At 73.8% G+C, this 24,156-nt stretch carries 20 protein-coding genes; 9 read left to right on the top strand and 11 right to left on the bottom strand.

Going from position 1 to position 24,156, the window contains the following annotated elements; all coding sequences use genetic code 11:
* Positions 1–1,711 (bottom strand): NAD-binding protein (locus IF28_RS0126855; RefSeq protein WP_030225185.1); only part of this gene is annotated, 1,711 nt, incomplete at its 3' end.
* A 188-nt stretch (positions 1,712–1,899) separates the two neighbouring features.
* Between IF28_RS0126855 and IF28_RS0126850 the strand changes: the two genes are divergently transcribed.
* Entirely contained in the window at positions 1,900–2,928 is a 1,029-nt protein-coding gene (locus IF28_RS0126850) for a permease (RefSeq protein ID WP_051713895.1), read from the top strand.
* Positions 2,929–2,990: 62 nt separating this feature from the next.
* The gene (locus tag IF28_RS0126845) at positions 2,991–3,707 is read left to right on the top strand and encodes a TIGR03943 family putative permease subunit (protein ID WP_030225183.1); all 717 of its coding nucleotides are present in this window, start codon (positions 2,991–2,993) and stop codon (positions 3,705–3,707) included.
* Positions 3,708–3,718: 11 nt separating this feature from the next.
* Here the strand turns inward: IF28_RS0126845 and IF28_RS0126840 are convergent, their stop codons facing one another.
* Complete coding sequence (locus IF28_RS0126840; RefSeq protein WP_030225182.1) at positions 3,719–4,015, bottom strand: zinc-ribbon domain-containing protein; 297 nt, start codon at positions 4,013–4,015, stop codon at positions 3,719–3,721.
* A gap of 243 nt (positions 4,016–4,258) precedes the next feature.
* Between IF28_RS0126840 and IF28_RS0126835 the strand changes: the two genes are divergently transcribed.
* On the top strand, positions 4,259–4,624 hold the full coding sequence (locus IF28_RS0126835; protein ID WP_030225181.1) for a VOC family protein: 366 nt from the start codon (positions 4,259–4,261) through the stop codon (positions 4,622–4,624).
* A gap of 9 nt (positions 4,625–4,633) precedes the next feature.
* On the opposite strand, the gene IF28_RS36565 is transcribed toward IF28_RS0126835, so the two are convergent.
* Positions 4,634–4,981, bottom strand: a complete 348-nt coding sequence (locus tag IF28_RS36565; RefSeq protein ID WP_037894074.1) for a hypothetical protein — start codon at positions 4,979–4,981, stop codon at positions 4,634–4,636.
* A 190-nt stretch (positions 4,982–5,171) separates the two neighbouring features.
* Here IF28_RS36565 and IF28_RS0126825 point away from each other — a divergent pair, with 190 nt between their 5' ends.
* Both IF28_RS0126825 and IF28_RS0126820 read left to right on the top strand, forming a co-directional pair.
* Positions 5,172–5,867, top strand: a complete 696-nt coding sequence (locus IF28_RS0126825; protein ID WP_030225179.1) for a TetR/AcrR family transcriptional regulator — start codon at positions 5,172–5,174, stop codon at positions 5,865–5,867.
* Positions 5,868–5,959: 92 nt separating this feature from the next.
* The gene (locus IF28_RS0126820) at positions 5,960–6,949 is read left to right on the top strand and encodes an NAD(P)-dependent alcohol dehydrogenase (protein ID WP_030225174.1); all 990 of its coding nucleotides are present in this window, start codon (positions 5,960–5,962) and stop codon (positions 6,947–6,949) included.
* 16 nt (positions 6,950–6,965) lie between these two features.
* Here IF28_RS0126820 and IF28_RS37165 read toward each other — a convergent pair whose 3' ends face one another.
* Complete coding sequence (locus IF28_RS37165) at positions 6,966–8,405, bottom strand: hypothetical protein (RefSeq protein WP_051713894.1); 1,440 nt, start codon at positions 8,403–8,405, stop codon at positions 6,966–6,968.
* 204 nt (positions 8,406–8,609) lie between these two features.
* Here IF28_RS37165 and IF28_RS0126810 point away from each other — a divergent pair, with 204 nt between their 5' ends.
* A complete protein-coding gene (locus IF28_RS0126810; RefSeq protein WP_030225172.1) occupies positions 8,610–11,609 on the top strand; it encodes an AfsR/SARP family transcriptional regulator in 3,000 nt (999 codons plus the stop codon).
* Positions 11,610–11,730: 121 nt separating this feature from the next.
* On the opposite strand, the gene IF28_RS0126805 is transcribed toward IF28_RS0126810, so the two are convergent.
* Positions 11,731–13,323, bottom strand: coding sequence for a glycosyl hydrolase (locus tag IF28_RS0126805; protein ID WP_030225171.1), 1,593 nt, complete (start codon positions 13,321–13,323; stop codon positions 11,731–11,733).
* 86 nt (positions 13,324–13,409) lie between these two features.
* The gene (locus IF28_RS36560; protein ID WP_051713893.1) at positions 13,410–13,844 is read right to left on the bottom strand and encodes a DUF4913 domain-containing protein; all 435 of its coding nucleotides are present in this window, start codon (positions 13,842–13,844) and stop codon (positions 13,410–13,412) included.
* Between the two features lie 171 nt (positions 13,845–14,015).
* Here IF28_RS36560 and IF28_RS0126795 point away from each other — a divergent pair, with 171 nt between their 5' ends.
* The gene (locus tag IF28_RS0126795) at positions 14,016–14,915 is read left to right on the top strand and encodes a hypothetical protein (protein ID WP_158713719.1); all 900 of its coding nucleotides are present in this window, start codon (positions 14,016–14,018) and stop codon (positions 14,913–14,915) included.
* Between the two features lie 54 nt (positions 14,916–14,969).
* Here the strand turns inward: IF28_RS0126795 and IF28_RS0126790 are convergent, their stop codons facing one another.
* A complete protein-coding gene (locus IF28_RS0126790; RefSeq protein WP_030225167.1) occupies positions 14,970–16,004 on the bottom strand; it encodes a C40 family peptidase in 1,035 nt (344 codons plus the stop codon).
* A gap of 171 nt (positions 16,005–16,175) precedes the next feature.
* Here IF28_RS0126790 and IF28_RS0126785 point away from each other — a divergent pair, with 171 nt between their 5' ends.
* Both IF28_RS0126785 and IF28_RS0126780 read left to right on the top strand, forming a co-directional pair.
* On the top strand, positions 16,176–16,568 hold the full coding sequence (locus IF28_RS0126785) for a hypothetical protein (RefSeq protein ID WP_030225165.1): 393 nt from the start codon (positions 16,176–16,178) through the stop codon (positions 16,566–16,568).
* The gene (locus tag IF28_RS0126780) at positions 16,565–17,827 is read left to right on the top strand and encodes a DUF418 domain-containing protein (protein ID WP_051713892.1); all 1,263 of its coding nucleotides are present in this window, start codon (positions 16,565–16,567) and stop codon (positions 17,825–17,827) included. Before IF28_RS0126785 ends, IF28_RS0126780 begins: the two co-directional genes overlap by 4 nt.
* On the opposite strand, the gene IF28_RS0126775 is transcribed toward IF28_RS0126780, so the two are convergent.
* The 4 genes from IF28_RS0126775 to IF28_RS0126760 all read right to left on the bottom strand — a co-directional run bounded on the left by IF28_RS0126775 (position 17,751) and on the right by IF28_RS0126760 (position 24,155).
* Positions 17,751–19,547: a type IV secretory system conjugative DNA transfer family protein gene (locus tag IF28_RS0126775; protein WP_030225160.1), complete on the bottom strand. Its 1,797-nt coding sequence runs from the start codon at positions 19,545–19,547 to the stop codon at positions 17,751–17,753. The genes IF28_RS0126780 and IF28_RS0126775 overlap by 77 nt on opposite strands.
* A complete protein-coding gene (locus tag IF28_RS0126770; RefSeq protein WP_030225158.1) occupies positions 19,535–21,304 on the bottom strand; it encodes an ATP/GTP-binding protein in 1,770 nt (589 codons plus the stop codon). Before IF28_RS0126770 ends, IF28_RS0126775 begins: the two co-directional genes overlap by 13 nt.
* Positions 21,301–22,794, bottom strand: coding sequence for an SCO6880 family protein (locus IF28_RS0126765; protein ID WP_030225157.1), 1,494 nt, complete (start codon positions 22,792–22,794; stop codon positions 21,301–21,303). The genes IF28_RS0126770 and IF28_RS0126765 overlap by 4 nt, the downstream gene beginning before the upstream one ends.
* 131 nt (positions 22,795–22,925) lie before the next feature.
* A complete protein-coding gene (locus IF28_RS0126760; protein ID WP_030225156.1) occupies positions 22,926–24,155 on the bottom strand; it encodes a hypothetical protein in 1,230 nt (409 codons plus the stop codon).
* Between the last annotated feature and the right edge of the window lies 1 nt (position 24,156).

The raw sequence follows: 24,156 nt of genomic DNA, 5'->3' as shown, positions 1-24,156 counted from the left end.
CCGCCGTATCGAGCGCCAGCACCCGAACCGCCCCCGCCCGAAACGCCTCCCCCACCGTCCGCCCCTCCAACTGCGGATGCCCCCGCACCCCCACCGCCGCGAACAGCAACACCCGCCGCTCCACAGGAATCGCCCCCAGAATCTGCCGCCCCATCATCGCCCCGGCGAAGGCCGGCGCAGCCAGATGCGACACACTCCGGCTCCGCGTCAGCGCCCCCGGATGCGCGGTCCGCAACGTCCGGTACACCGCCTTCGCGAAGTCGTCGTCGTACAGCCTCAGCACCGTCCGCAGATCCTGCCGCACCGACCGCGCATACAGCACGGCCTCCAGATTCGTGGTGTCCACACTGGTCAGCGCGAGCAGCGCGTCCGCCCGGTGGATCTTCGCGGCCTCCAGCACCCCCTCCTGCGTCACATCGCCCAGCACCACCGGCACCCGCAGCCGCCGCGCCACCGCCATCCCCCGCGCGTCCGGATCGCCCTCGACGCACACCACGGGAATGTGCAGCTCCCGCAGCCGTGTCAGTACCCGCGTCCCGATCTTGCCGAGACCGAGCAGCACCACATGCCCGCTCAGCCCGCGCGGCGGCTTCCGCAGCGCCGACGCCGTACGGAAGGTCCCCAGCGCCTCGAGCACCGCCGCCAGCAGCACCGGAAGCAGCAGCAACCCCACCAGCATGGACAGGAGTTGCAGCACCTGCCGCCCGGTGGACTCGTGGTGCGCGGGCTCGTTGATCGCGAAGAGGTCGAGCAGAGTGACGTACGTGGCGTGCAGCGGATTGTCCCGGTTCACGATCGTCAGCGCGACGGCGAGCGCGATCACCGCCGCCACCAGCCCCGCCAGCGACCACCGCAACCGCCGTGAGAACAGAGAGGCGAACGGCGGCCCGCCCCGCCGCGCCGGCAACGGCGGCCCGGAGTACGACACCTGCTCCAGTACGACCGTCCCGCGCCCGGTCGCGGCCGCCACCGCCGCCGCGTCGGGCAGCAGTCGCGGCCCCTGGTCCCCGCTGTCCTCCGAACCCTCCGCGCCGGCCGGGTCGTTGCTCGTCGCGGAGAGCAGCGCCAGCGTGCACAGCCCCGGATCGGCCACCTCGCCCGGTGCGGGAGGCCGGCGTTCCACCGCGCGCAGCAGCAGCCCCTCCGCGTCGACGACCTTGCTGGTGCCGACGAGCGCGGTGGCGACCAGCGCGGGCGCGGCCGTGTCGGCGTCGGACAGCACGGTCGTGGCGATGTCGGCCCCGCCGCGCTCCACCGGACCGTCGTTCCCCAGCGCCGCCGCCTGGTCCAGCAGTTCCTCGATGTGCTGCCCCAGCCGCCGGTTGTACAGCCGCAGTACGAGCCGCAGCCGGGGGTTGAGCCGGCGGGCGGTCAGCGCGGCACGGATGTTGGTCTCGTCGTCGTCGTACACCAGCGCCAGCGCGGCGGCCCGGTCCACACCCACCTCGGCGAGCACGGCCTCGCTCGGTTCGGCGGCCTCCACGATCCGTTCGCCGGGGGCCAGGGTGTCGTCGGATCCGCCGGTGTTCCGGTTGACGGCGGTCACCATCCGGTCGAGCAGCGCCGCGGAGGCCGCGCGGGCGCGCCCCACCATCGGCTCCCGTACGCGGCGCCCGGCCGGCGGTACGACGAGGACGACCTGTTCGCGGTACACCTCGCGCAGTTCGGCGGCGAGCCGGTGGGCGAGTCCGTCGTCGCCGCACACCACCATGTGCGCCGAAGGGTCGCTGGGCGGGGCGGGGTTGGGAAGGAGGCTCACCACAGGGAAGAGACTGCCTCATCGTGACGGGTGGTTCCAGGCCGCCCCTGAACGGCCGCGCCCCGCCCCGCGTATGAAGGGGGAGGGGCCCGAGCGGGCCCCTCCCCTCGCGCGCGCACATCCGGAGGTGCACCCGGCCCGTGGCCACCACCACCACACCCACGCGCGGAACGGAAGAACCGCCGCGACACGATGACGAGCGGGCCCCCGACGAGGACTCCCGCCACCTCACCTCCCCCCTCCTGCTCACCCTCGTCCTCCTCACGGCGGTGATGTTCCAGGACCCCGTCCGCCGCGCCCTGGCCGCCCCGGTGATGCAGAGCTGGATGACGGTGTTCGTGGCGGTGGTCCTCCAGGCCCTCCCCTTCCTGGTGCTCGGTGTCCTGCTGTCGGCGGCGATCGCGGTGTTCGTCCCGCCGTCGTTCTTCGCCCGCGCCCTGCCGAAACGCCCCGCGCTGGCGGTCCCCGTCGCCGGCGCGGCGGGCGCGGTGCTGCCGGGCTGCGAGTGCGCGTCCGTCCCGGTGGCGGGCGCGCTGGTACGCAGGGGAGTGGCCCCCGCGGCCGCCCTGGCGTTCCTTCTCTCCGCACCCGCGATCAACCCGATCGTGCTGACGGCGACGGCGGTCGCGTTCCCCGGCAACCCCGAGATGGTCCTCGCCCGTTTCGTCGCGAGCCTGCTGGTGGCGTGCGCGATGGGCTGGCTGTGGCAGCGCCTCGGCCGCGCCGACTGGCTGCGTCCGCCCGCTCGTTCGTCGTACGAGGGTCAGGGCAGGGGGGTGGCGTTCTGGGGCTCGGTCCGGCACGACGTGATGCACGCGGGCGGTTTCCTGGTGGTCGGCGCGATGGCGGCGGCCACGCTGAAGTCGGTGGTGCCGGGGGAGTGGCTGCGTGCGGCGGCCGGCAACCCGGTCCTGTCGGTGCTGGCGCTGGCGGCCCTGGCCGTACTGCTGTCGATCTGCTCGGAGGCGGACGCGTTCGTGGCGGCGTCGCTCACCCAGTTCTCGCTGACGGCGCGGCTCACCTTCCTGGTCGTGGGGCCGATGATCGACCTGAAGCTCTTCGCCATGCAGGCGGGCACGTTCGGCCGGACCTTCGCCCTGCGCTTCGCCCCGGCGACCTTCGCACTGGCGGTGCTCGTCTCGGCCGTGACGGGAGCGGTGCTGCTGTGAAACCCGAGAAGCCCCTGGAACCCGAGAAGCCCCTGGAATCCGAGAAGCCCGCGAAGTCGCGTCTGAACCACCAGGCGCAGGCCGCCCTGCTGTTCCTCCTCGGCGCGACCGTGCTGCACGCCGGCCTGACCGATCTGCACCTGCGTTACGTCAAGTCCGGCCTGCGCCCGCTGCTCCTGCTGTCGGGCGCGGTACTGATCGCGGCGGCCGCCGCGACGGTCTGGTACGAGTGGCGCCGCCGTCCGCACTCCGGGCACTTGGGTGAGCCGCACCGGGAGCCCCGTGTCTCCTGGCTCCTCACCCTCCCCCTCTTCGCCCTGATCCTGGTCGCCCCGCCGGCCCTGGGCTCGTACAGCGCGAACCACACCGGTACGGCCCTCACGAAACCCCTCGGCTACCCGGACCTGCCCGACAAGGGCCCTCTGCGTCTGGGGGTGGGGGAGTACGCGGCCCGCGCGGTCTACGACCACGGCCGTCATCTGCGCGGGCGCCCCATCAGCATCACCGGTTTCGTGGCGCTGGACGGCACCGGGGCCCCGTACCTGGTCCGTATGAGCCTCAACTGCTGTGCCGCGGACGCCCAGCCGGTCAAGATCGCCCTCACCGGTGAGGTCCCGCCGGTGCTCCAGCCGGACACCTGGCTGGAGATCACGGGCACCTACACCCCGCGCCGCACGAAGGACCCGGTCAACGACGGCCCGGTCCCGTACTTCCGGATCACGCATGCCAAGCCCGTCCCGGCCCCGTCGGACCCGTACGACGACGCCTGGAACGGCTAGGACCGGTACGGCTAGGACTGGTACGGCTGCTGCTGGGACTGCTGCCGGTACCCCTGCCCGCCCTGCCCGCCGCCGAGGGCCTGCGCCTGGAGCTGCTCGGCCTGCTCGCCGGTCACCTTCTGTTCCGCGCCGCAGAAGGTGCACTGGGTCGTGTACTTCGTGGAGACCGGGAACAGCGGCACGAAGAACAGGGTGAACTTGGTGACCCGCTTCCTGAGCGTGTGCGCGGCGGGATTCCCGCACTGCGCGCACACCAGCGTCAGTATCGCGAGCTGGTACAGATACCCCTTGGTACCAAAAATGATCATGTCGTCGATCCTTCCCGGGCCTCGGCCCCCCAACCACCACCCGCACCGGACGGTGAGAGCGGTCGGCAATGTCACCGGCCACAACACTGCCGCACCCTGCACAAGCGCGCACGGCCCTCGCCCCGCCATCCTGAACCCGTGATCGAAGCCGGTGGTGACGCGGGTGTCGTCACGCAGGCATGCCCACCGCGGAGGGACCGGACCCTCGGAGCGCCCTCCACCCCTCGGAGAGAAGAGGCAACCGTGCAGATCACCGTCTCCACCGTCTCACTGACCGTCGACGACGTGAACGCCTCGCGGGCGTTCTTCACCGACCACCTCGGCTACCAGGCGATCGCCGCCGCCGACGGATTCGCCTCGCTGACCCGGGGCGACGCCGCGGTCGACATCGTGCTGCTGCGCGGCGCCGCCGAGGACCGGGACGACGCCGGGTTCGCCCTGGCCTTCACGGTCACCGGCATCGAGGGCGAGGAACGGCGGCTGCGGGACCGGGGCGTCGCCATCACGACGCCGCTGCGCAAGGAGCCGTGGGGCGAGCGCCTCTTCCAGGTCACCGACCCGAGCGGTGTCGTCGTCCGGTTCGTCGAGTGGGCGTCCCCGTTGGAGTGAAGCGGGTCCTCACCGGGACCTGCGGTGGATCCGCCCGAAGACGATGTTGAGGAGCACGATCCCGAGCCACATGGCGAACACGGAGTCCGAGTCGGCTCCCGCGCCCGCCGTCAGCCAGATCGAGCCGCCGACGCCGAAGAGCAGCGAGAACACCGGCACCGCCACATGGGAGTTGTCGGGCTGCTGCCGGGCCGCCTCCGGGGCCCGCTGCGCCAGCCGCGCGTCCACCCGCCGGTCGATCGCCTCGGCGGCGCCGGCGGCGAAGGAGTCCAGCACGGCCCGCTCGTACTCCGGGCCCAGCTCCTTGCGGGCCTCGTATGCCACAGAGATCTCGTCCTGGAGGTCGGGAGATACCATGTCTCGCGCACCGTCCTTCCCGTTTTCCGGCATCAGGCAGTCCGATCGTTCCGGCGGTCCCGGACGGGGACCGGGGAAGAGGTGTACGGCGTACACCCCTGTGTGGGCAAAGTAGGTGGACGCTGTACACCTGTCAAGGGAGGACGGCCGGGCTCCGGGTTCCGTCCGCGGACGGCCCGGACGAGAGGGGATGGTGGAGATAACCAGGCAGGCCGACACCGTCCGGCAGGCGCGCACCCCCCTGAGCAGGGAGCGGGTGCTGGACGCCGCCGTCGCCCTGGCCGACGAGGGCGGGGTCGACGCGCTCAGCATGCGCAGGATCGCGCAGGAGCTGGGCGTCGTACCGATGGCGCTGTACAAGCACGTCGCCAACAAGAACGAGCTGCTGGACGGCATGATCGACGCCCTCGTCGGCGAGATCGACCCGCCGGCCGGCGACGCCGGCTGGAAGACCGTCGTCCGGCTGCGGGTGCTGTCGGCCCGGCGCATGCTGCTGCGGCATCCGTGGGCGTCGCGGGTCATCGAGGTGCGGATGAGGGAGCGGGCGGCGCCGACGCCCGCGGTGATGGCGTATCTGGACTCGATGATCGGGATCTTCCGGGCCGGGGGCTTCTCGGTCGGCCTGGTCCATCACGCCATGCACGTCATGGGCAGCCGGCTGCTGGGCTTCTCGCAGGAGCTGTTCGACGACAGCTCCGACCGTGAGCCGGACCCGGACGCGCTGCCGCCTCAGGAGATGGCCGCGCGCTTCCCGCACATCACCGAACTGGCCATGGCGGTCGCCCATGACGAGGAGTCCGTGGTCGGCTCGGGCTGCGACGACCAGTTCGAGTTCGAGTTCGCCCTCGACCTGACCCTCGACGGCCTGGAACGGCTTCTGCCCTGACCCCTTGCGCGGGTGTACGCCGTACACTCATGATGAGTGGTGTACGGCGTACACCCGTGTGCGCCGGTCCGCACCGAACGCTGGGGGAACATATGAAAGCGATGGTCCAGGACCGCTTCGGCCCACCCGAAACCCTGAAACCGGCCGACGTCGACCGCCCCGAACCCGGCACCGGCCAGGTACTGGTCCGGGTGTACGCCGCCTCGGTGAACCCCTACGACTGGCACATGCTGCGCGGCGACCCGTACGCGGCCCGGCTGACCAAAGGCGTGGGGCTGACCCGTCCGAAGTCCCGGGTGGCCGGTATCGACGCGGCCGGCCGCGTGGAGGCCACCGGCCCCGGCGTCGACGGCGTCCGCCCCGGCGATGAGGTCCTGGGCTTCTGTCCGGGCGCCTTCGCCGAGTACGCCCTGACGGCGGCGGATCTCCTGGTCCCGAAACCGGCGAACCTGACCTTCGCGCAGGCGGCGGCGGTACCGATGGGCGCGGTGACGGCGCTGCGCGGCATCCACACGGTGGGCGGGGTCCGGGCGGGACAACGGGTGCTGATCAACGGGGCGGGCGGCGGTGTGGGCACCTTCGCCGTCCAGCTGGCGGCGGCCGCGGACGCGGAGGTCACCGCGGTCTGCGGCACCCGCAACACCGGCCTGGTCCGCTCACTGGGCGCGGCCCACGTCATCGACTACACCCGCGAGGATTTCACGGCGTCCGGCCCCCGCTACGACGTCATCCTGGACAACGTGGGCAACCACCCGACGCGCGTCCTGCGCCGCGCCCTCACCCCGACAGGCACCCTGGTGGCCAACGGCGGCGGCTCCCCGGGCCATGTCTTCGGCCCGATGGCGTCCATGGCGAAGCTCCTGGCGGCCAACCTCTTCACCCGTCACCGGCTCCGGGTCATCCTCCCGGCAGCCCCGTCCGGGCCCACCCACAGGGACCTCCTCACCGTGACGTCCCTGATCGAGTCGGGCCACCTCACGCCGGTGACCGGCCGCGCGTACCCCTTGCGGGAGGCGGGGGCCGCGCTGCGTGAGGTGGAGGGCGGCCACGCCCGCGGCAAGATCGTGCTGACGGTGGGGTGACGGCCGCCGGGCGGGGTCACACCGTGAGCTTCACGGCTTCCAGCCAGACGTCGTTGTCGAGGGTGCCGCCGAAGACGAAGTCGGGGCGGGGCTTGGCACACACGCGGCCACCCCAGTCGCGCTGGCGGAGGCGCACGGTGTTGCAGATCTCGCCGCCGCCGACGTTCAGGGCGAAGCCCAGCATGTCCGGGGCGTCCTTCTTCGGGTTGCCGATGGTGAAGTTCTTGCCGTCCCCGGTGACGGCCGTCCACGAAGGCTGCCACTCGCCCCGGCCGTCGACCGGCTTCGAGGCGTGCCGGAAGGCGTTGCCGGCCGAGCCGTCGACACCGTGCACCGCGATGTTCAGGGCCTTGATGGGCCGGTTCTGGCCCGTGGTGCCGGCCATCGTGCCGTCGCACACCGGCTTCTGCCAGCCCTTCCCGGAGACGTACGCGCGGTAGCAGATGTGCCGTCCGGAGGGGTCGCTCGCGGCGAGCCGCCGTACGGCACTGGCGGCCGTGTCCTGCGGGGGCTTCGCCGTGACGGTGGTGGTGCTCGCGGGCGGTGTGGCGGTCACGGTGACGGTGACGCCGCCGCCCTTCACGTTCGCGGTGTCCTTCGGTTTCGGCTTGTCCTTGTCCTTGGTTTTGTCCTTGGTCTTGTCCCGGGCCGACGGTGAGGCGGGGGAAGGGGGCGGGACCGGCAGGGGGGTCGAGGTGCGGGCCGGTGACGCCTCGGCCGAGGGCGAACTGCTCGCGGCGGCCTGTTCCTGTTTCCCGCCGTCGTCCGAGCCGCCGCTGCCCAGGACCACCAGCGGGATGATCACCAGGGCGGCCACCCCGAGTGCCACGGGCCCGACGACCAGGGGCCTGCTGAGCGGTCCGGGGCCCTCGAACTCGTCGTCCGACTGACGGGAAGCGGTTCTGCGGGCGGGGCGTGGGGGCGGGACGGGAAGAGGGGCCGCTTCCAGGCGGTCCGGTTCCCGTCGGTCCGGGTCCTGCCGGTCCGGTTCCTGTAGGTCCGCTTCCCGGCGGTCCGGCGCCGGCAGGCCGTCCGGGCCGCCGGACGCAGGCGCAGGCGGGGGCGGAGGGCTCTCCGGTTCGGGCAGCCTGTACGCCGCCTCGTCGACGGCGCCGGGAGCGTCACCCGGCGCACGGGACGGCGCCGCCTCCGGCTCCTGTTCCAGCAGCGAACTCGAGCCGTCCGGGGAGACCTCGACGAATGCGACGTACCCCGCGGCGGGGTCGGATATCGCCGCCGTGACGGTGGTGTCCAGGTCCCGTGCGTGGCCGTGCAGCAGGTCCAGGACGGCGGCGTCGACCGCCGTCCCGTCCGCCACCGGCACCGGTTCACCGTCGACGGCGGCCGAGCCGTCACCGGAGATGACCACGGTGAAGTGCGGGAACGGCCCATCGGACGCGCCGTGTTCACCACCGGTGACCTGCTCCTGCGCCTTCTCTCCCTCGCCCCGGCTCATAAGCGTTCCTCCCTGAGGTTCCCGTTCGCACGGCACGGCCGGCCGCCGTATCGGCGTTGCCCGCCACCGCAACGGGCGTCGGCCGAAAAAGGTTCAACCGCGGTGTGCGGAACGGGACATCGGCGGTATGGGCGACGGACGGGACGGAATGGCATGTTCCGCCGTACCGACGGGTACAGAGTGGTGTCGCACTAGAGTCCGAGCGTGGACCATTACGTGAATTCCCTTCGCTTCGCCGTACTGGGTCCAGTCCGGGCATGGCGCGGAGAACGTGAACTGGACCTCGGCTCGCCGCAGCAGAAGGTGGTGCTGGCGGTGCTGCTGTTACGGCGCGGAAGGCCCGTCCCGCTCGGCGAACTGCTCGACGCCGTCTGGGGTGAGGAACCGCCGGCCGCCGCCGTGTCCGTCCTGCGGACCTATGTGTCGCGCCTGCGCAAGGTGCTGGAGCCGGACCGCGGCCCGGCGGGGCAGCCCCGGGTGGTCGTCTCCGTCGGGGACGGATACGCGCTGCGGATCCCGGACGACGCCCTGGACCTCGCCGTGTTCCAGCGCCGGGTCGTACAGGCGAAGCAGGCGCGCGCCGCGGGCGACGTGTCCGGCGCCGCGGAACTGCTGCACACCGCGCTCGGCGGATGGCGGGGTGCCGCGCTGGCCGGACTGCCCGGCCCGCTGAGCGAGACGGTGTGCTCCTGGCTGGACGAGGAGTGGCTGACCGCGCTGGAGGCACGGCTCGACCTCGACATCGCGCGGGGACGCCACCACGAAGTGATCGCCGAGCTGATCCCGCTCACCGGAACGTACCCGCTGCGGGAGGAGCTGTGCCGGTTGCTCATGCTCGCCCTGTACCGGTCCGGGCGGCAGGCCGAGGCACTGGCCGCGTACCGCGGGACCCGCGGGGCCCTGGTGAAGGAACTGGGCATCGAACCGGGCGCCGCCATCCAGGAGTTGCACGACCGCATCCTGGCCGCCGACCCGACGTTGCTGCCCCCGCGGGACCCGGAGCCCGCTGCCGGTCCCGCGCCCGCCGCCGCTCCGGTGCCCGCGCGGGCCGGCGCCGTACCGGCGGACGGACCGGCGGCGTCCGGCGAGCCGGAGCCGGACGTGCCCGGGGCCACCGACCCGCACGGCCGCCGCTTCGAACCGGCCCGTCCCGCCCAACTTCCCCCCGACCTGCCGACCTTCGCCGGACGGCACACCGAACTGGACCGTACCGGGGCCCTGCTGCCGCAGGACGGCAGCCCTCCGTCGACCGTGGTGGTCAGCGCGATCGGAGGCATGGGCGGGATCGGCAAGTCGACCCTGGCCGTGCACTGGGCCCACTGCGTGGCCGGCCGGTTCCCCGGCGGGCAGCTCTACATCAACCTGCGCGGCTTCGACCCGACCGGCTCGGCGGTGACGCCGGACGACGCGGTACGCACCTTCCTCGACGCGCTCGGCGTCCCCCCGATGCGCATCCCCGCCGGCCGTGACGCGCAGGTGGCGCTCTACCGCAGTCTGCTCGCCGGGCGCAAAGTGCTGATCCTGCTCGACAACGCCCGTGACGCCGAACAGGTCCGTCCGCTGCTGCCCGGCTCCCCGGGCTGCCTGGTCATCGTCACCAGCCGCAACCGGCTCACCGGACTCGTCGCGAGCGAGGGCGCGCACCTCCTGACGCTGGACCAGCTGCCCCCCGCCGAGGCGTACGACCTGCTGGCCCTGCGCCTCGGCGCCGACCGGCTGGCCGCGGAACCGGAGGCGGCGGACGAGATCATCGCGCGCTGCGGCCGGCTGCCGCTGGCGCTCGCCATCGTCGCCGCCCACGCCTACGCCCACCCCGCCTTCCCGCTCAGGGCCATCGCCGACGAGGTGAGCGAGAGCCACGGCAGCCTGGACGCCTTCACCGGCGGCGACGACATCACCACCGATGTGCGGGCCGTCTTCTCCTGGTCCTACAGGGCGCTGACCGCCCCGGCGGCACGCCTGTTCCGGCTGTTCGGCGTGCACGCGGGCCCGGACATCTCCGTGCCCGCGGCGGGCGCGCTCGCCGGACTCCCTCCGCGTGAGGCCCGGGGACTCCTCGCCGAGCTGACCCGCGCCCACCTGCTCACCGAGCACTACCCGGGCCGCTTCACCCTGCACGACCTGCTGCGCGTCTACGCCGCCGAACGCGTCCGCGCCGAGGAGACGCGGGAGGAACGGGAACTGGCCCTGCGGCGGCTGCTGTGCTGGTACCTGCACACCGCCGACGCGGCCTACGCGCACATCACCCCCAACCGCCGCCGCGTCCCCCTGGAGCCGCGGCCCGAGGAGTGCCGGCCGCTGCGCTTCACCACGCACGAACAGGCACTGGACTGGTGCGAGACCGAACGCTCGAACCTGGTCGCCGCGGTGCACGAGGCCGAACGGGCCGGACAGACGGGCATCGCGTGGCGGCTGCCCGCCGTCCTGTGGGGGTTCTTCTACCTCCGCAGCCATGTGCTCGACTGGCTGGACACCTCCCGTACCGGGCTGGCCGCCGCCCGCGCCGCCGGCAGCCGGGAGGGGGAGGCCCGCGCCCTGTCCGACACGGCGGCCGCACTGCGCAACGCCGGCCGGACCGACGAGGCCATCGCACACCTGCACAAGGCACTGGAACTGCGGCAGGAGCTCGGGGACCGGGAGGGCAGGTCGTCGGTGATCTCCAACCTGGGGGACGCCTACCTGCACGCCGGCCGGCTCGACAAGGCCGTCGAGTACAGCCGTCGCGGGCTGGCCGTCGACCGCCTCACCGGGGACGTCTGGGGGGAGGGCATCGCCCTGTCCAACCTGGGCGACGCCTACCAGCGGATGGGCCGCTACGACGACGCCCTCGGCTGCCTCGAGCGGGCGCTGGTGGTGCTGCGGGCCGGAGGCAACCGCTGGGTCGAGGGCGTCACGCTCGACATCCTCGGCACCGTCCACCACCGGCTCGGCCGGCACGGCGAGTCCGTCGAGCACTACCGCCGGGCGCTCGCGACGCACCGCGACATCGGCAACCGCTGGGGCGAGGGCCACACCCTGGGCCACCTCGGGGACGTCCGTCTCGACGCCGGGGAGCCCGAGGCGGCCCGGACGAGCTGGCGGCAGGCCCTGGCGATCTTCGCCGAGTTCGGTCATCCGGACGCCGAGGGAATCCGTGAGCGGCTCGCCCGGCTGCGCGGTGGCACGGCCGAAGCCCGTGCCACCGCGCAGCGACGCACCGCCTGACATGGATCTCCCCCGATCGTGAGGCGCGCGCGGGGCGACTCCCGGCACGCACCCGCACAACGAACGGAAGGTGAGGACGGTTCAACTCCGCCGGACCGTCCTCACCTTTGATCCGCAGGACCTACGGCACCTCGCGGTAGGCGCGCCCGCTCGCACCCGCCACCGCCCCGTCGTAGAGACCGGTCGGGCTCGTCTCCTTCGACAGGGCGAACCAGGCGTACCGCTCGACGAAGTCCAGCCCGTTCAGCATGGTGGTCGAGGACCGGACGAAGTCGGTCTGCTGCCGCTCGTCGGGGTAGCGCGGGGTGCCCCCGGAGAAGTCGGTCAGGGCGTACTCCGTCAGCCAGACCGGCTTCCCGTAGCGCTCGTGCACGGCCTGGAGGTAGCCGCGCAGCTGGTCGGCGGCGCCGGGGCCGAAGTCGGCGCCGTACCAGTGCAGGGGAATGAAGTCGACGCGCAGGCCGCGCTGTTCGGCCCCCCGCATGAACCGGTCCAGCCACCCGCCCGGGACGTCGCCGCCGGAGGCGACCGCGGGTGCGCCCAGCCGCAGGCCGGTGGACTCCAGCCGGGGCCACAGGTCCAGGGCCTGTTCGGGCGACATGTTCGCCTGGCCCGGATGGTCCGGCTCGTTGAAGCCGAGCAGCGCCTCGCCCTCGGCGGCTGCCTGCCCCAGTTCTGCGTCGGTGACCGAGCCGGGTCCCCAGATCATCGGGACGAACTCGACACCGTCGGGCCGCGTGACGCCGTTCGAGGAGGACGACCAGTCGTAGTACCAGGACGAACCGGAGTCGGCCAGGGCCTCGGAGGCGCCGGCGACGGGGTTCAGGGCGACGCCCTTGCGGGAGACGGCCGGGGTGCTCTCACGGGGTTGTTCCGTGACCGCGGGGGCGGGCGGGACCGGTGCGCCGGTGCCGTGGAAGGTGACGGTCATGCCGGTGCACTGACGGCACTGGTAGACGACCTGGTTGCCCTGCTCGGCGTCGTGCTTGGACCAGCTGTACGCGGTCGGGCACGTCGCGGCCAGGGCGTCGCTGTACGGGGTCTTCGCGTCCCGGTTCGGGTTGACGCACACCAGCGGCCGTCCGGTGGCCGGGTCCTTGACCAGGTTGTCCGCGGGGCAGGCCGCCAGCAGGTCCACGGCGCAGCCCGCCGCCGCGCACTCGCCCGACCGGGGCGGCGTCACGCCGTCCGGGGCGATCGTGACGGCCGAGGCGACGGCGTTGACGTAGCTGACGTTGTACCAGGGCGCCAGTCCGTCCTTGGGGTCGAAGTTGAACTCGGCCAGGCCGGTGGGCTGTTCACCGGTCGAGCACCGGTCGGCGTAGGGCCCGCAGTCGCCCACGGCGCAGTGGAACGTACTGCCCTCCTCCCCGGTGCAGCCCTCGCGGGCGAAGAACTTGCCGCGCCAGTGCCCGGCGCCGGAGTGCTCGGGGATCGTGACGGTGGCCGACTGGCCCGGGTCGAGCGTGGGAAGCCCGGTCAGCGCGGCCGAACCGTCGGCGTTGACCGTGCTGCCGATCCAGACGCGGTGGTCGGTGGAGTTGCGGAAGGTCACGGTGTGCTCGGGTGAGCCGGCGGCGGCCGGTGTCCCGGCGATGCTCACGTCGTCCGAGCGCTGGCCCTGGACCAGCCACGCGGTGCCGGTGACGGCGGCGGCGACCAGGAGCAGCGCCAGCAGGAACGAGGTGCGTCGGCGCAGGAGGGGTCTACGCATGGACCGCGCCTTCGGCGGGGACGTCGTACGTCATCTGCGTCCTCTCTGGGGGAGTGTCGGGTGGGGGAGGGGTGGCCGGGCCGTGCTCATCCGGCGTCCTGGGGTGACGGCGGGGGCGGTCCGAACGGGTCGAGGGCGTCGACGGGCGGAGGCTGCTTCCCGCGGTGGGCGCCGGGCTTGCAGCCGGCGAAGGGCCCCGAGGGGTCCCTGAGGGACGCCATCACCGGCAGCAGGTAGTCGCGGTGCCAGTTGGCGGGCCCGCTCGGCCCGGACCCCGTGCCGGTCAGCTCCAGCCAGGCCAGCCACAGGCCGTGGAGCTGTGCCACCGCCTCCTGGTGCTCCCACCAGCGGGAGCACCAGGGAGCGGAGGAGGTGACCTCCCGGCCGTAGACCGGCAGCAGCACATGGTGTGCCCACAGGGTCAGTCCGCGCAGCTCCTCGACGTACCGCTGACCCTCGAAGTAGAGGATGAACAGCGGCGCGGACGCGGGGGCCTGGGGGTCGGGAACGGGAGCGTTCATACGGGTGTACCTCGGGGCTGGGTTTCGCGGTTCGTCCTGGCCGAGGACCACAACGGGCGTGCGGGGGCGCGCGGTTCACCGGCGCTGAACCCGCCGCGCGCCGTTCCCGTTGTGCTGACGACTCCCCGACGGAGTCGCACGTGACGATCTCGCAGGAAGTGAGTGCTTCACATGTCAGGAAACAACTCGGACGACAGCTTCCGGACCGCGCGAAGTCGGCAGAGCGCAAGCAGCCGGCACAGCACCGCACACCAGAGCAGCACGTCGGAGCGGGAGCGCAGCACCAGCCCGGAGAGCGACGGCTCCGGGCCCTACCCGGCCTCCACGACCAGCAGTTCGCAGTCGCAGTCGCAGTACTCCCAGTACTCGCAGTCCCAGTACTCGCAGTACTCCTACTCCCCGTCCCAGTCCACGCAGCCCGGCCCCCGGACCGACGACAGCGCCTGGACGCGCGGGGCCAACGCCGCCCTGGCGGGGGCCCCGCTGGCGGGTCAGGGCGCCGCCATGCTCGGCGTGCAGTACGGGTCCGACCCCACCGCCGCCGTGCAGGGCTACGGCGGCGCGGTCGGCGCGACCGCGGCCGCCAACGCCGCCGAGGTCGCCCGCCAGCTCTACTACGCGCGCAACGTCAGGACCAACCCCCAGACGCCGCAGCCCGCCCCCTCCTACACCAGGATGGCGGGGTCCGCGGTCGCCGTCGCCGGAGGGGCCGTCTACGGCGCCGGGGCCGGCATGAACAACGCCGGCATGCAGGGCTACGGGGCCATGGCCCAGGCCGTGGGAACGGCCGTGGCGGTGTCGGCACCGCAGCCCATGCACGATCCGTCCCGGCAGCCCAGGCCGCAGCAGATGCCCACCGGCGGCTACGGTCCCACACTGCCGCAGTACAACCAGCAGGTCGCGGGGTACCTCGCTCAGCAGCAGCAGTACCCGCAGCAGTACCAGCAGCCCGCCCAGCAGAGTGACAGCTCGGCGGCCCGCCGGCCCGCCGGGTCGCACTCCTCGTCGCACAGCCACGGACAGGGAGGCCGCCGCAGGGCCGCGGGCGGAGGTGGTGGCGGAGGCCGCTAGCCGTTCCGTCCGGCGGGGCGGGTCCTCGTACAGGGGGCCCGCCCCGCCCCCGCGTCACGCGTCGGGCCGCACCACCCCGAGGATCTCCATCGACCCGGCCGGTGCCACCGTCACCGAACGGCCGGGACGCGGGGCGTGGATCATCCGGCCGTCGCCGATGTAGAGGGCGACATGACCGGCGTCGGCGTGGTAGATGATCAGATCACCGGGGCGCATGTCCGCGACCGCCACGCGGTGGAGACGGCGCCACTGCTCCTGCGAGGTGCGCGGGACGGCCACGCCGGCCGCCAGCCACGCCTGTGAGGTCAGGCCGGAGCAGTCGTAGGAGCCGGGGCCCTCGGCGCCCCAGACGTAGGGCTTGCCGAGCTGCCGGGTGGCGAAGGCGATGGCCTCGCGTCCGGCGTCGCCGGCCTCGGTGGCGGCGCCGTCGAGGACCCCGGACTCCACCCAGTCCGCCTGGGCCGCGTCGGCGGCCTCCTTCTCCAGCGCGGCCAGTTCACGGCGCTGCTTCTCCGCCAGCCGCGACTCCACCCGCTCCGCCGCGCCGATGCGGGCCAGGACCGTGTCGCGGTGGGACTCCAGCTTGCCGCGGTTCTTGCGCAGCCGCTTCAGCTCGGCGGCCGCCTCGTCGCCACGGGTGCGCAGCTCCTGCTCGGTCCCGGCCAGGGCCTCCAGCACGCGGCGGGTGCCCAGGTGCGCCTGCCGGGCCAGGGACGCGTTGTCCAGCGCGTGCGCGGGGTCGCCGGCGAGGACGAACTGCACCTCGGCGGGGACCCCGCCCCCGCGGTACTGGGAGCGGGCCGCCGCCCCGGCCAGTCGGCCCAGGCGGTCCAGCTTCCGCTCCGTGGCGGCCATCCGGCCCCGGAGCGTGCCGAGGCGCTTCCTCTGCCGGGTCACCTCGGCGTCGACCGCGTTGTACTTCTCCGTGGCGGCCTCGGCCTCGTGGTAGAGGCGGTCGAGTTCGGCGCGCACCTCCGGGAGGGTCGCCGGTTCGGCTACGGCGGGCCCGTGCGGCACCGCCGTCAGTACGAGGGCCAGGGTGACGGCGGCCGTCGCACGGCGGCCGCGGGGGCCCGGGCTCCGTCTCATGGGGTCGTCGCTCCTTTTCATGGGTGCCCGCGTGGGCGGGCAGGCGGGACGGGGTACGGCACGGGGCCGCCCACACAACGCGCCCGTGTCGTCCGGGGGTTCAAGGGCCGGATGAACCGGGGTGGCCGCGGCGGCCGTTGTGCGATCGGGCGCCGGGGCGAAAGGGTGTGTATGAACGCGCAGTTGGTGCTGCTCGCGCTGAGCACGGGGTGCGGTCTCGGCTTTCTGCTGGCCGGGGTCCGGGCGACGGCGGCGGCCGCGGCCCTGTGGGCGCGCGGGCGGCGGACGAGGGGACGGGTGACGCCGCGTGCGGCGACCGACCGGCGGCGCGGCGGGCTCGTCGTGTTCTCCGACCACTTCGGAAGGGACTTCGTCCTCGATCCGGGCCGGTACGGGCCGTTCTACGGCGTGCCCCCGGTCGGCGGCGAAGTGCCCGTCGTGTACAAGCGGGAGTGCCCCGCGCGGGCCAGGCTGTGGACGCCCCGGCATCTGCTGGCGCCGTCGTTCGGCTGGTTCCTGTCCGCCACCGTGGCGTTCGGCACCGGGGTCGTGGTGGCGGGGTGAGGCGTGCCGCGGCCCCGTCCGGCCGTCCCCGGCGCGTCGGCGAACTCGATGTGCTGCGCGGGTTCGCCCTGTTCGGCGTCCTGGTGGTCAACGCCCAGTTGATGGCGGGCCCGTACACCGCCCTCGGCGGAGGACCGGGCGCGTCCGCGGCGGACCGGGTCGCCGCGTGGCTGGTGACCGCGCTGGTCACCGCCAAGTTCTACGTGCTGTTCTCCTTCCTGTTCGGCTACGGCTTCGTCCTCCAGGAACGGGCCGCGCGCCGGGCGGGCGCCGCGTTCGCCCCGCGCCATCTGCGGCGCGCCGCAGGGCTGTTCGTGCTCGGGGCGGGGCACGCGGTGCTCCTGTACCCGGGCGACGTCCTGACGACGTACGCCGTCCTGGCCCTGGTGCTGTACGGGCTGCGCGGGCTCTCCGTACGGGCCGCGCTGCGGGTCGCCGCGGCCCTGCTGCTGGGACTCTCGGCGCTGCTGCTCGGGTACGGGCTGCTGACCGTCGCCCTCACCGAGCCGGTCACCGCGCAGGCGTACGCGCCCCGCGTCGCCGAGCGGGTCGCGGCCCTGAGGGGCGACGCCGGTTCGGTGCTCGGCGCCCGGCTGCGCGAGCTGCCCGCCGCGATCGGCACCGGTCTGCTGTACGCGCCCGCCATGCTGGCCGCCTTCCTGGCGGGGCTCGCGGCGGCGCGGTCCCGGCTGGTCGAGCGGCGCGGCCGGGACCGGGTGTGGCTGCGCCGGACCGCCCGGCGGTGGCTGCCGCTCGGGCTCACCGGCGGTGTGGCCGCCGCCTGCTGCTCGAGCGGGCCACTGGACAGCCGCTGGTTCCTGGTCGGACAGGCGGTGACGGTGCTGACCGCCCCGGCGCTGACGGTGTCGTACGCGTGCGGAGTGCTCCTGCTGCTCCGGCGGTACGAGACCCGCGTCCCGGCGGCGGCCGGCGCGCTGGCCGCCGCCGGGCGCATGACGCTCAGCCACTACCTGACCCAGTCACTCGTCCTCGCCTGGGTGTTCACCGGTTACGGTCTCGGCCGGTACGACCGGGCCGGCACGGGCGCCGTCCTGGCCGGGTGCGTCGTCCTGTACGTCCTCCAGCTCGCCGCCGGCGCCCGGCCGGCGGCGCGGACGCGGTACGGGCCGGCCGAGCGGGTGCTGCGCACCGTCACCCTGGGCCGGCGTCCCGGTGCCCCGGTCAGGGGACCGGCTTCGACAGCGGCACACCCGGCGGCTGCGCCCCGGGAAGCGGACGGCGTGCGGCACGCTCCGTGATGGCCGCCGTCTCCGCCTTCGCGGCCGCCGAGATCGCCGCGGCGCCGGGCTCCTTGTACCAGGGGCGCAGCCGGATCAGCGCGGGCCGGACGCCGGTGGCGAGGAGCAGTGCCGTGCCCTTGGGCAGCGCGCGGATGCGGTCCGGCGGCAGGACGGACTCCTGACGGTAGGAGTACGACCGTGAGGTGCCGTCCCCGCTGCGGGAGACGGTGGGCGTACGGACGTCGTGCTGGCCGACCAGGGTGGAGATCTTCTGGACGAAGTCGGCGTCGTCCAGGCCCGCGCCGAGCAGCTTGATCGTGGCCGCGCTCCACAGCGCGTCCATCCCGACCTCGCCCCACACCCGGGCGCCCTGCCGGTAACTCTGCAGCAGCGTCACGACGTTGATGCCGCGCGAGCCGAAGTGCGAGTAGAGGTCGGGCAGATCGGAGATGCGGCACACGTTGGCGGCCTCGTCGAGGACCGCCGTGAGCGGCGGGTCGAGCCGGCCGCCCATGCGTTCCGCGGCGACCACGCCGGCCCGCATCGTCGCGTCGGCGAGCCCCGCGATGACACCGGCCGCGGAGCCCCCGCCGTCCTTGGAGAGCAGGTAGAGCGTGTCCCGGCCGAGGACGTGCCGGTCGGGACGGAACTCCGGCAGCCGGGGGTCGGGCGAGACCCAGGCGAGGATCTCCGGGTCGAGCAGGCAGGACACGGTCTGGCGGGCGGTCTCGTAGATACCGTCCCGGGTCTCCACGGCGCCGCGCACGGTGCCCTGCAACTGCTCGGCCATCGCCACGAGTCCGGCGTCCCGGAGCAGGTCGACCGGGGTGCGGTCCGCGGGGTCGGCGAGCCAGGCGAGCAGCTCGGTGAGCGGGGTGCGGCTGCGGGCGGCGGCCAGGAACAGGGCGGTGAGGGTGTTCTGGGCGGCCGAGATCCAGAAGTCCTTCTTCGCCGTGTCGTCGTTGACGGACGCGACGAAGTGACCGGCGGTGCGGCGGGCGCCCTCGATGGTGTGGCACTCGCCGAGCAGGTCCCACCACATGGCGCGCGGGGTGTGGGCGATGCCCTGCGGATCGAACGTCCAGACCGTGCCCGCCTTCTCGCGCTCCGCGCGCGTGACGGCGTACACGTCGGACTTGTTGGAGGTGAGCAGCACCGCGCCCTGGGCGCGCAGCACCCGGGGGACCGCGATGCCGGTGGACTTGCCGGCCCGCGGCGCCATGAGGTCGAGCTCCACGTCCTCGTGACTGCTGCGCAGCTCGGGGCCCTTGGGGTCGAGGTCGCCGAGGAGGTTGCCGGTCTCGTCCGGGTGCACACGGCCGCGGCCGTGCAGGGTGGGGCGCATTTCACGGGCGCGGGACTCGATGCCCTTGGGGCACAGGGAGGCGAGCTCGCGCCGTCCGGCCAGGCCCTTGGGGCGGCCGGCCCGGTCCACGAGGAGCCGTACGAGGAGGGTGCCGGGCACGGCGACCAGCGCCAGCAGGCCGAGCATTCCCCCGTAGAGGGCGCCGGTCGGCGCCCCGGGCCACAGGCCGGAGGGACCGTCTGCGGCCAGGCGCGACACGGTCGACAGGGCGAACGGGGGTGCGCCCCAGCCGTGACCGGACAGACCCGCCCCGAGGGTTCCGCCGGCCCAGGCGACGGTGAACGCGGTCAGCGCGGTACCGGCGACCGCCACGATCGCCCACGGCAGCCGCTCGTGCGGGGAACCGGCGCCCGGGGCGCTCACGCGGTCCACCTCCCGGCTCCGGCTTCGGCGGCCGGGCCGCCGGGGGCGCCCGGCATCCCGTACGTCCCCTCCTGCGCCGCTCGCGCCACCTGCTCGGACGTCCGGGCGAGCTCCCGCCGGACGGTCTCCTCGTTCGGCGTCCACCGGGTGTTGGTGTTGTGCAGCCGGCGTTCGGCGTCGGTGATGGCGACCTTGATCGGGATGCCGGGGCGTCCGCCGACCTTGATGAGGAAGCGGCCCCGGCCGGGCGGCTCCTCGTGCTCCCCGGACACTCCCCAGCCGGGCGGTGAGGACCACGACGACACGAGCTCGATCTCCCGCCGGGACAGCCCCACCACCTTGCCGAGATCCTCCATCTCCGCCTTCGGCAGTCCCGCGCACACCACCATGCCGGCCCGCTCCACGAACCCGCGGGCCTTGGCCCGGTCGGCGTCGGTGCCCAGGGCCTCGGCGTCCTTGAGCGTGTGGGTGATCTTGGCGTCGCCGAGGCCGAGGGAACGGTTCAGACGGGTCAGCGCGTCGATGCGGTCGACGATGCCGGAGGCGGCGCGCAGCGGACGCCACAGCTCGTCGAGCACGGTGAAGAACCAGCGCCGGGGTTCGAGCCCGGCGTCGGCGAGGGCGTGCGAGGCGGCCACCGTGCCGAGCCCGTCGGACCAGGCGGCGAGCATCGCCGCGGCGGTCAGCTGGGTGTCGGCCTCCCCGATGCCGGAGATGTCGATGCACACCGCGGGAGCCCCCGGGTCGATGCGGGTGGACGTCTCGGAGGCGAAGGTGTCGCCGAGCGGACCGTCCAGGATGCCGAGCAGGGAGCGGTGCAACGGGTCCACGGCGTCCCGGTAGCGGGCGTCGTCCCCCCGGTCGAGGGTGACCGCGCGCACCCGGTCGGGGCCTTCGGTGAGCACCCGGAGCACGTCCGGCAGCAGCACCGTACGGCCGGGCGGGGTGCGTTCGCGCAGGTGGTGCAGGACGGCGGAGAGCACGGACTGCTCGTGGTCGTCCATCGGCCGGCCACGCACGATGGTGATCAGCGCGGCCACCATGTTCAGCACCCGGCCGTGCGTCTCGGCCTTCAGCACCTCGCCGGCCTCGCCGCCGATCCTGGCCGCCGCCGCGCCCATCGCGCCCGGGTCGAGGACGTTGATGCCGCCCCGCCCGCGGCCGATGGAGATCACCTGGCCACCGAGCGCACGGACCGTGTCGGCGTAGTCGGGCTTGAGGTCGCCGAGGACCAGCGGGACGACCCCGGTGGCGGACAGCCCGATGAGCATGCGGTTGACCAGCGTGGACTTGCCCAGACCCGGCATGCCGAGCATGAACAGCGACGGGTTGGAGATGTAGCGGGCCCGGGTGAACCAGTTCAGCGGATCGCCGCAGACCGTGGCCCCGGTGAAGAGATGCTGCCCCAGGGGCACGCCCGTCATGGGGGCGCCGGAACCGGCGGCGAAGGGCCACATGCCGCACGCCTGCACAGTGGTGGCCCGCCACATGGTGGGCGGGTCCAGGTAGCCGACCCGCCCCCCTCCGGCGCCGTACCAGCCGCGCGGCGGGACGTAGAGCTCGCGCGGGCGCGCGGCGTCCTTCTTCCCGCCGGACGGCTCCCCCCGCCCGGCCCGCTCCCGCTCCTTGCGTTCCTTGCGGCTCGTACGGTCCTTCCGCCCGGCCTTCTCCGGGCGGCCGGTCCCGGCGCCCCGTTCCTCGCGGGCCCGCTGCTCGGCCAGGCGGTCGGCCCGCTCGGCCTTCTTCTCCTCGCGGCGACGGCTCACAGCGCCTCCTGGAGCTCGTGCGGGATCAGGGTCTGCTCCCAGGGGAGGATCCCGGCGGGCAGTGTGCAGCTGAACGCCGCCGCCTGCATCCGGTCCGCGGGCCGCATCAGCACCCGCGAGGCAGCGGTCAGATTGCGTACGGTGACGCTCGCGTCGGCCAGCTGCTCCATGGTGTCCACGGTGACCGTCAGCATCAGGGAGAACTCCACGAGCCCCGCACCCGACGCCTCCTCGGCCGCGGTCTGCTCCGCCGCCCGCATCTCGGAGGCCGCGCGGGCCTGGACCATGCCCCGGCCGGACGTCGCCATGAACTGGGCGCTGCGCCGGTCCGCCTCGACGATCCGGGCCGAGGTGGCCGGGTCGATCGGCCGGTACACCAGCGCCACCCGCTTGCGGCGCGTGCCGGGCGCCGCCTCCAGCATGCCGCGCAGCACCGAGGACCGTACGGTGCCGCGCGGCGCCAGCGTCATCAGCCAGGTCCGGGACACCCCCGAGTCGTGCTGGTAGCTGCCCACGGTCTCGACGGCGGCGGCGGGACCGGCGTCGGCCCACTCCAGGCCCGTGCCCCCGTGCTGGGCGCGGGCGTCGAGGACGTCGGGGGCGACCGCCGGGTCGTAGGCGACCCGCACGACCTCCGCGATGCGCTCCGACGACAGCGGGTACGCCGCTCCGCCGCCGGCCGCCACCAGACCGCTGAGCAGACCGGGAATGCGGATGGCGAGGTCGGTGATCACGTCCTCCTTCTTCCGCTTCTGGTTCGCGGGGACGCCGTAGGTGAGGCTGACGTAGGTGTGCATCTCGGAGGACGCGGTGGGGTAGCGCTCGACGACCTCCTCCATGACGGCGCGGGCCGCCGCGGGCGCGTCCGGCCGGATGCGGGGGAGCACCTCGTGGGCGAGCCGGGTACCGGGGTCGGGAGCGGTCTCCACGATCACGGAGGCGCCGCGCAGCCCGGGTTCATGGGCCAGCCGGGCCAGCCACTCGCCCCACAGGGCGACCCAGACGTCGACCTGGTCGGGGTCGACGAGCGAACCGCCGTCCGGGTCGCAGCCCAGGACGATCGTGTACAGGTTGCGGTTGGGGTGGTGCAGCACGCCGAAGGGACGGTCGTAGGCGTCCCGGCCCTCCGTCGCGGTCACCTTGTTGAGCAGTCCCGGCGGGCGGAACCGGCCGCCCGGCCGGGCGGACAGCGGCCCCGAGACGTACAGGTGCGCCCCCCTGGCCCGGCGCCGGCGCCAGCCGATACGCAGGGCGATCAGCTGGTAGACGTTCCGGCCGTCCTGGGTGCGGATGGCGAGCGGGACCAGGAACAGCGCGATGGGGGTGAACACGATCATCGCCGCGTACAGCGAGATCAGTGACGCGAGCAGGGTGAGGACGAGCCCGCCGAAGACACCGAAGGTGCCGACGAGCCCGAGCGGACCGAGTCCCGGGCGCCGGGGGCGGCGCCAGTTCCCGTAGGTCGGATGGGTGACGGCTTCCGTGGTCATGAGGGTCCGTTGTCCCTTCGTGGAGTGATCGGATGACGGGGACGGGCCGGCGCGGACCGGGAGGGAGGGGACCGCCGGACTCCGCGGGGGGATCGGGAGTCCGGCGGCCGTTTCGGGGCGGGGCGGGGCCGTCAGGTGTTGTGGCCCTTGTCGCCGTCGGCGTCCTCCACGGAGCCGGAGGCGGTACGGCCGACGACCTGCGCCGCGGTCACGGCCGCCCCGACGGCGACCCCGACCGGACCCGCCGCCGCGGCGGCCCGGCTCGCGCCGGCGGCGGAACCGCCGCTTCCTCCGCCCCCGCCGCCTGCCGCGGGACTCGGGCCGGGCGGCGGACCTGCCGGGCCGGATCCGCCGGCGGAACCGCTCGAACCGCTCGAACCGCTGGAGCCGCCCGCACCGGACGCCCCCGACGCGCCGCGCGGCCCGCTCTCTCCGCCGGCGCCCCCGCTGCCGCTGCCGCCCACGCTGCCGCCGAGGGAACGGGCGCCGGACGCCAGGCCGCCGCCCACCGTCGACATCGCCCCCGACATCGCGGAGGCCCCGCCGAGCGCGGCGGTGGCCGGCACGACCAGCTTCAGCAGCGCGGGCAGCGCGACGGCGGACAGCAGCATCACGCCGATGCCGGCGATGCGTTCGTTGATGTCGCTGCCGCCGTCCTGACCCGAGCTGATCATCGCCGAGCCCGCGTACAGCACCAGACCGGCCGCCGGCTTGTACAACAGCCAGGCGATCATCCAGCCGAGGTGCTTGCGCCACCAGCCGCCGCCCCAGTCCGTCATCGAGGCGGCGGCGGCCAGCGGAAGGGTGCCCAGCAGCAGGATCATGACGCCGAGGCGGATGTAGAGCAGGATCGTGTGGATGATCCCGGCGATCAGCAGCAGGAAGGCGAGGACCAGCAGCAGGAAGGACTCGATGCCGTTGCCGTCGGAGCAGGCGCCCACCGCGTTCAGCTGCTTCTCCGCGCCCGCGTTGAAGAGGTACGTGGAGTAGTCGTCCGAGAGGGCGGCGGCGGCCGTGACGACGGTGGTGGCGGCGCCCGAGACCAGGATGACCCGCAGGATGCCCTTCAGCGCCGTCGTACCGGCGTCGCCGCGCCGCTCGATCGCCATCCGGGCGGCCGCGAACAGCAGCGAGCCCACCGCCAGATAGACGACGATCCACTGGGTCTGGCCGTTGATGTCCTGGGCCGTCCTGGTGCCCGAGAGCGTCGGGATGCCCGTGGTCAGTGCCCCGAACACCGCGATCGCGCCCGCGAGTACGGCGTTGGCGACGCCCTCGACGATGGTGCCGATGGGGTCGCCGAGGAAGCTGAAGAAGCCGACCGCGATGTCGACGATGGGATTGCCGGTCGGGCACGCCATG

The organism is Streptomyces sp. NRRL WC-3626 (assembly GCF_000718785.1).
Lineage (GTDB): Bacteria > Actinomycetota > Actinomycetes > Streptomycetales > Streptomycetaceae > Streptomyces > Streptomyces edwardsiae.
This window is presented reverse-complemented; position numbering and strand designations above follow the sequence as displayed.

Coding starts and splice junctions, on each gene's coding strand:
- IF28_RS0126840 (WP_030225182.1), bottom strand. CDS start 4,015: ATGATCATTTTTGGTACCAAGGGGTATCTGTACCAGCTCGCGATACTG.
- IF28_RS36565 (WP_037894074.1), bottom strand. CDS start 4,981: ATGGTATCTCCCGACCTCCAGGACGAGATCTCTGTGGCATACGAGGCC.
- IF28_RS0126825 (WP_030225179.1), top strand. CDS start 5,172: ATGGTGGAGATAACCAGGCAGGCCGACACCGTCCGGCAGGCGCGCACC.
- IF28_RS0126820 (WP_030225174.1), top strand. CDS start 5,960: ATGAAAGCGATGGTCCAGGACCGCTTCGGCCCACCCGAAACCCTGAAA.
- IF28_RS37165 (WP_051713894.1), bottom strand. CDS start 8,405: ATGAGCCGGGGCGAGGGAGAGAAGGCGCAGGAGCAGGTCACCGGTGGT.
- IF28_RS0126805 (WP_030225171.1), bottom strand. CDS start 13,323: ATGCGTAGACCCCTCCTGCGCCGACGCACCTCGTTCCTGCTGGCGCTG.
- IF28_RS36560 (WP_051713893.1), bottom strand. CDS start 13,844: ATGAACGCTCCCGTTCCCGACCCCCAGGCCCCCGCGTCCGCGCCGCTG.
- IF28_RS0126795 (WP_158713719.1), top strand. CDS start 14,016: ATGTCAGGAAACAACTCGGACGACAGCTTCCGGACCGCGCGAAGTCGG.
- IF28_RS0126790 (WP_030225167.1), bottom strand. CDS start 16,004: ATGAGACGGAGCCCGGGCCCCCGCGGCCGCCGTGCGACGGCCGCCGTC.
- IF28_RS0126785 (WP_030225165.1), top strand. CDS start 16,176: ATGAACGCGCAGTTGGTGCTGCTCGCGCTGAGCACGGGGTGCGGTCTC.
- IF28_RS0126765 (WP_030225157.1), bottom strand. CDS start 22,794: ATGACCACGGAAGCCGTCACCCATCCGACCTACGGGAACTGGCGCCGC.
- IF28_RS0126760 (WP_030225156.1), bottom strand. CDS start 24,155: ATGGCGTGCCCGACCGGCAATCCCATCGTCGACATCGCGGTCGGCTTC.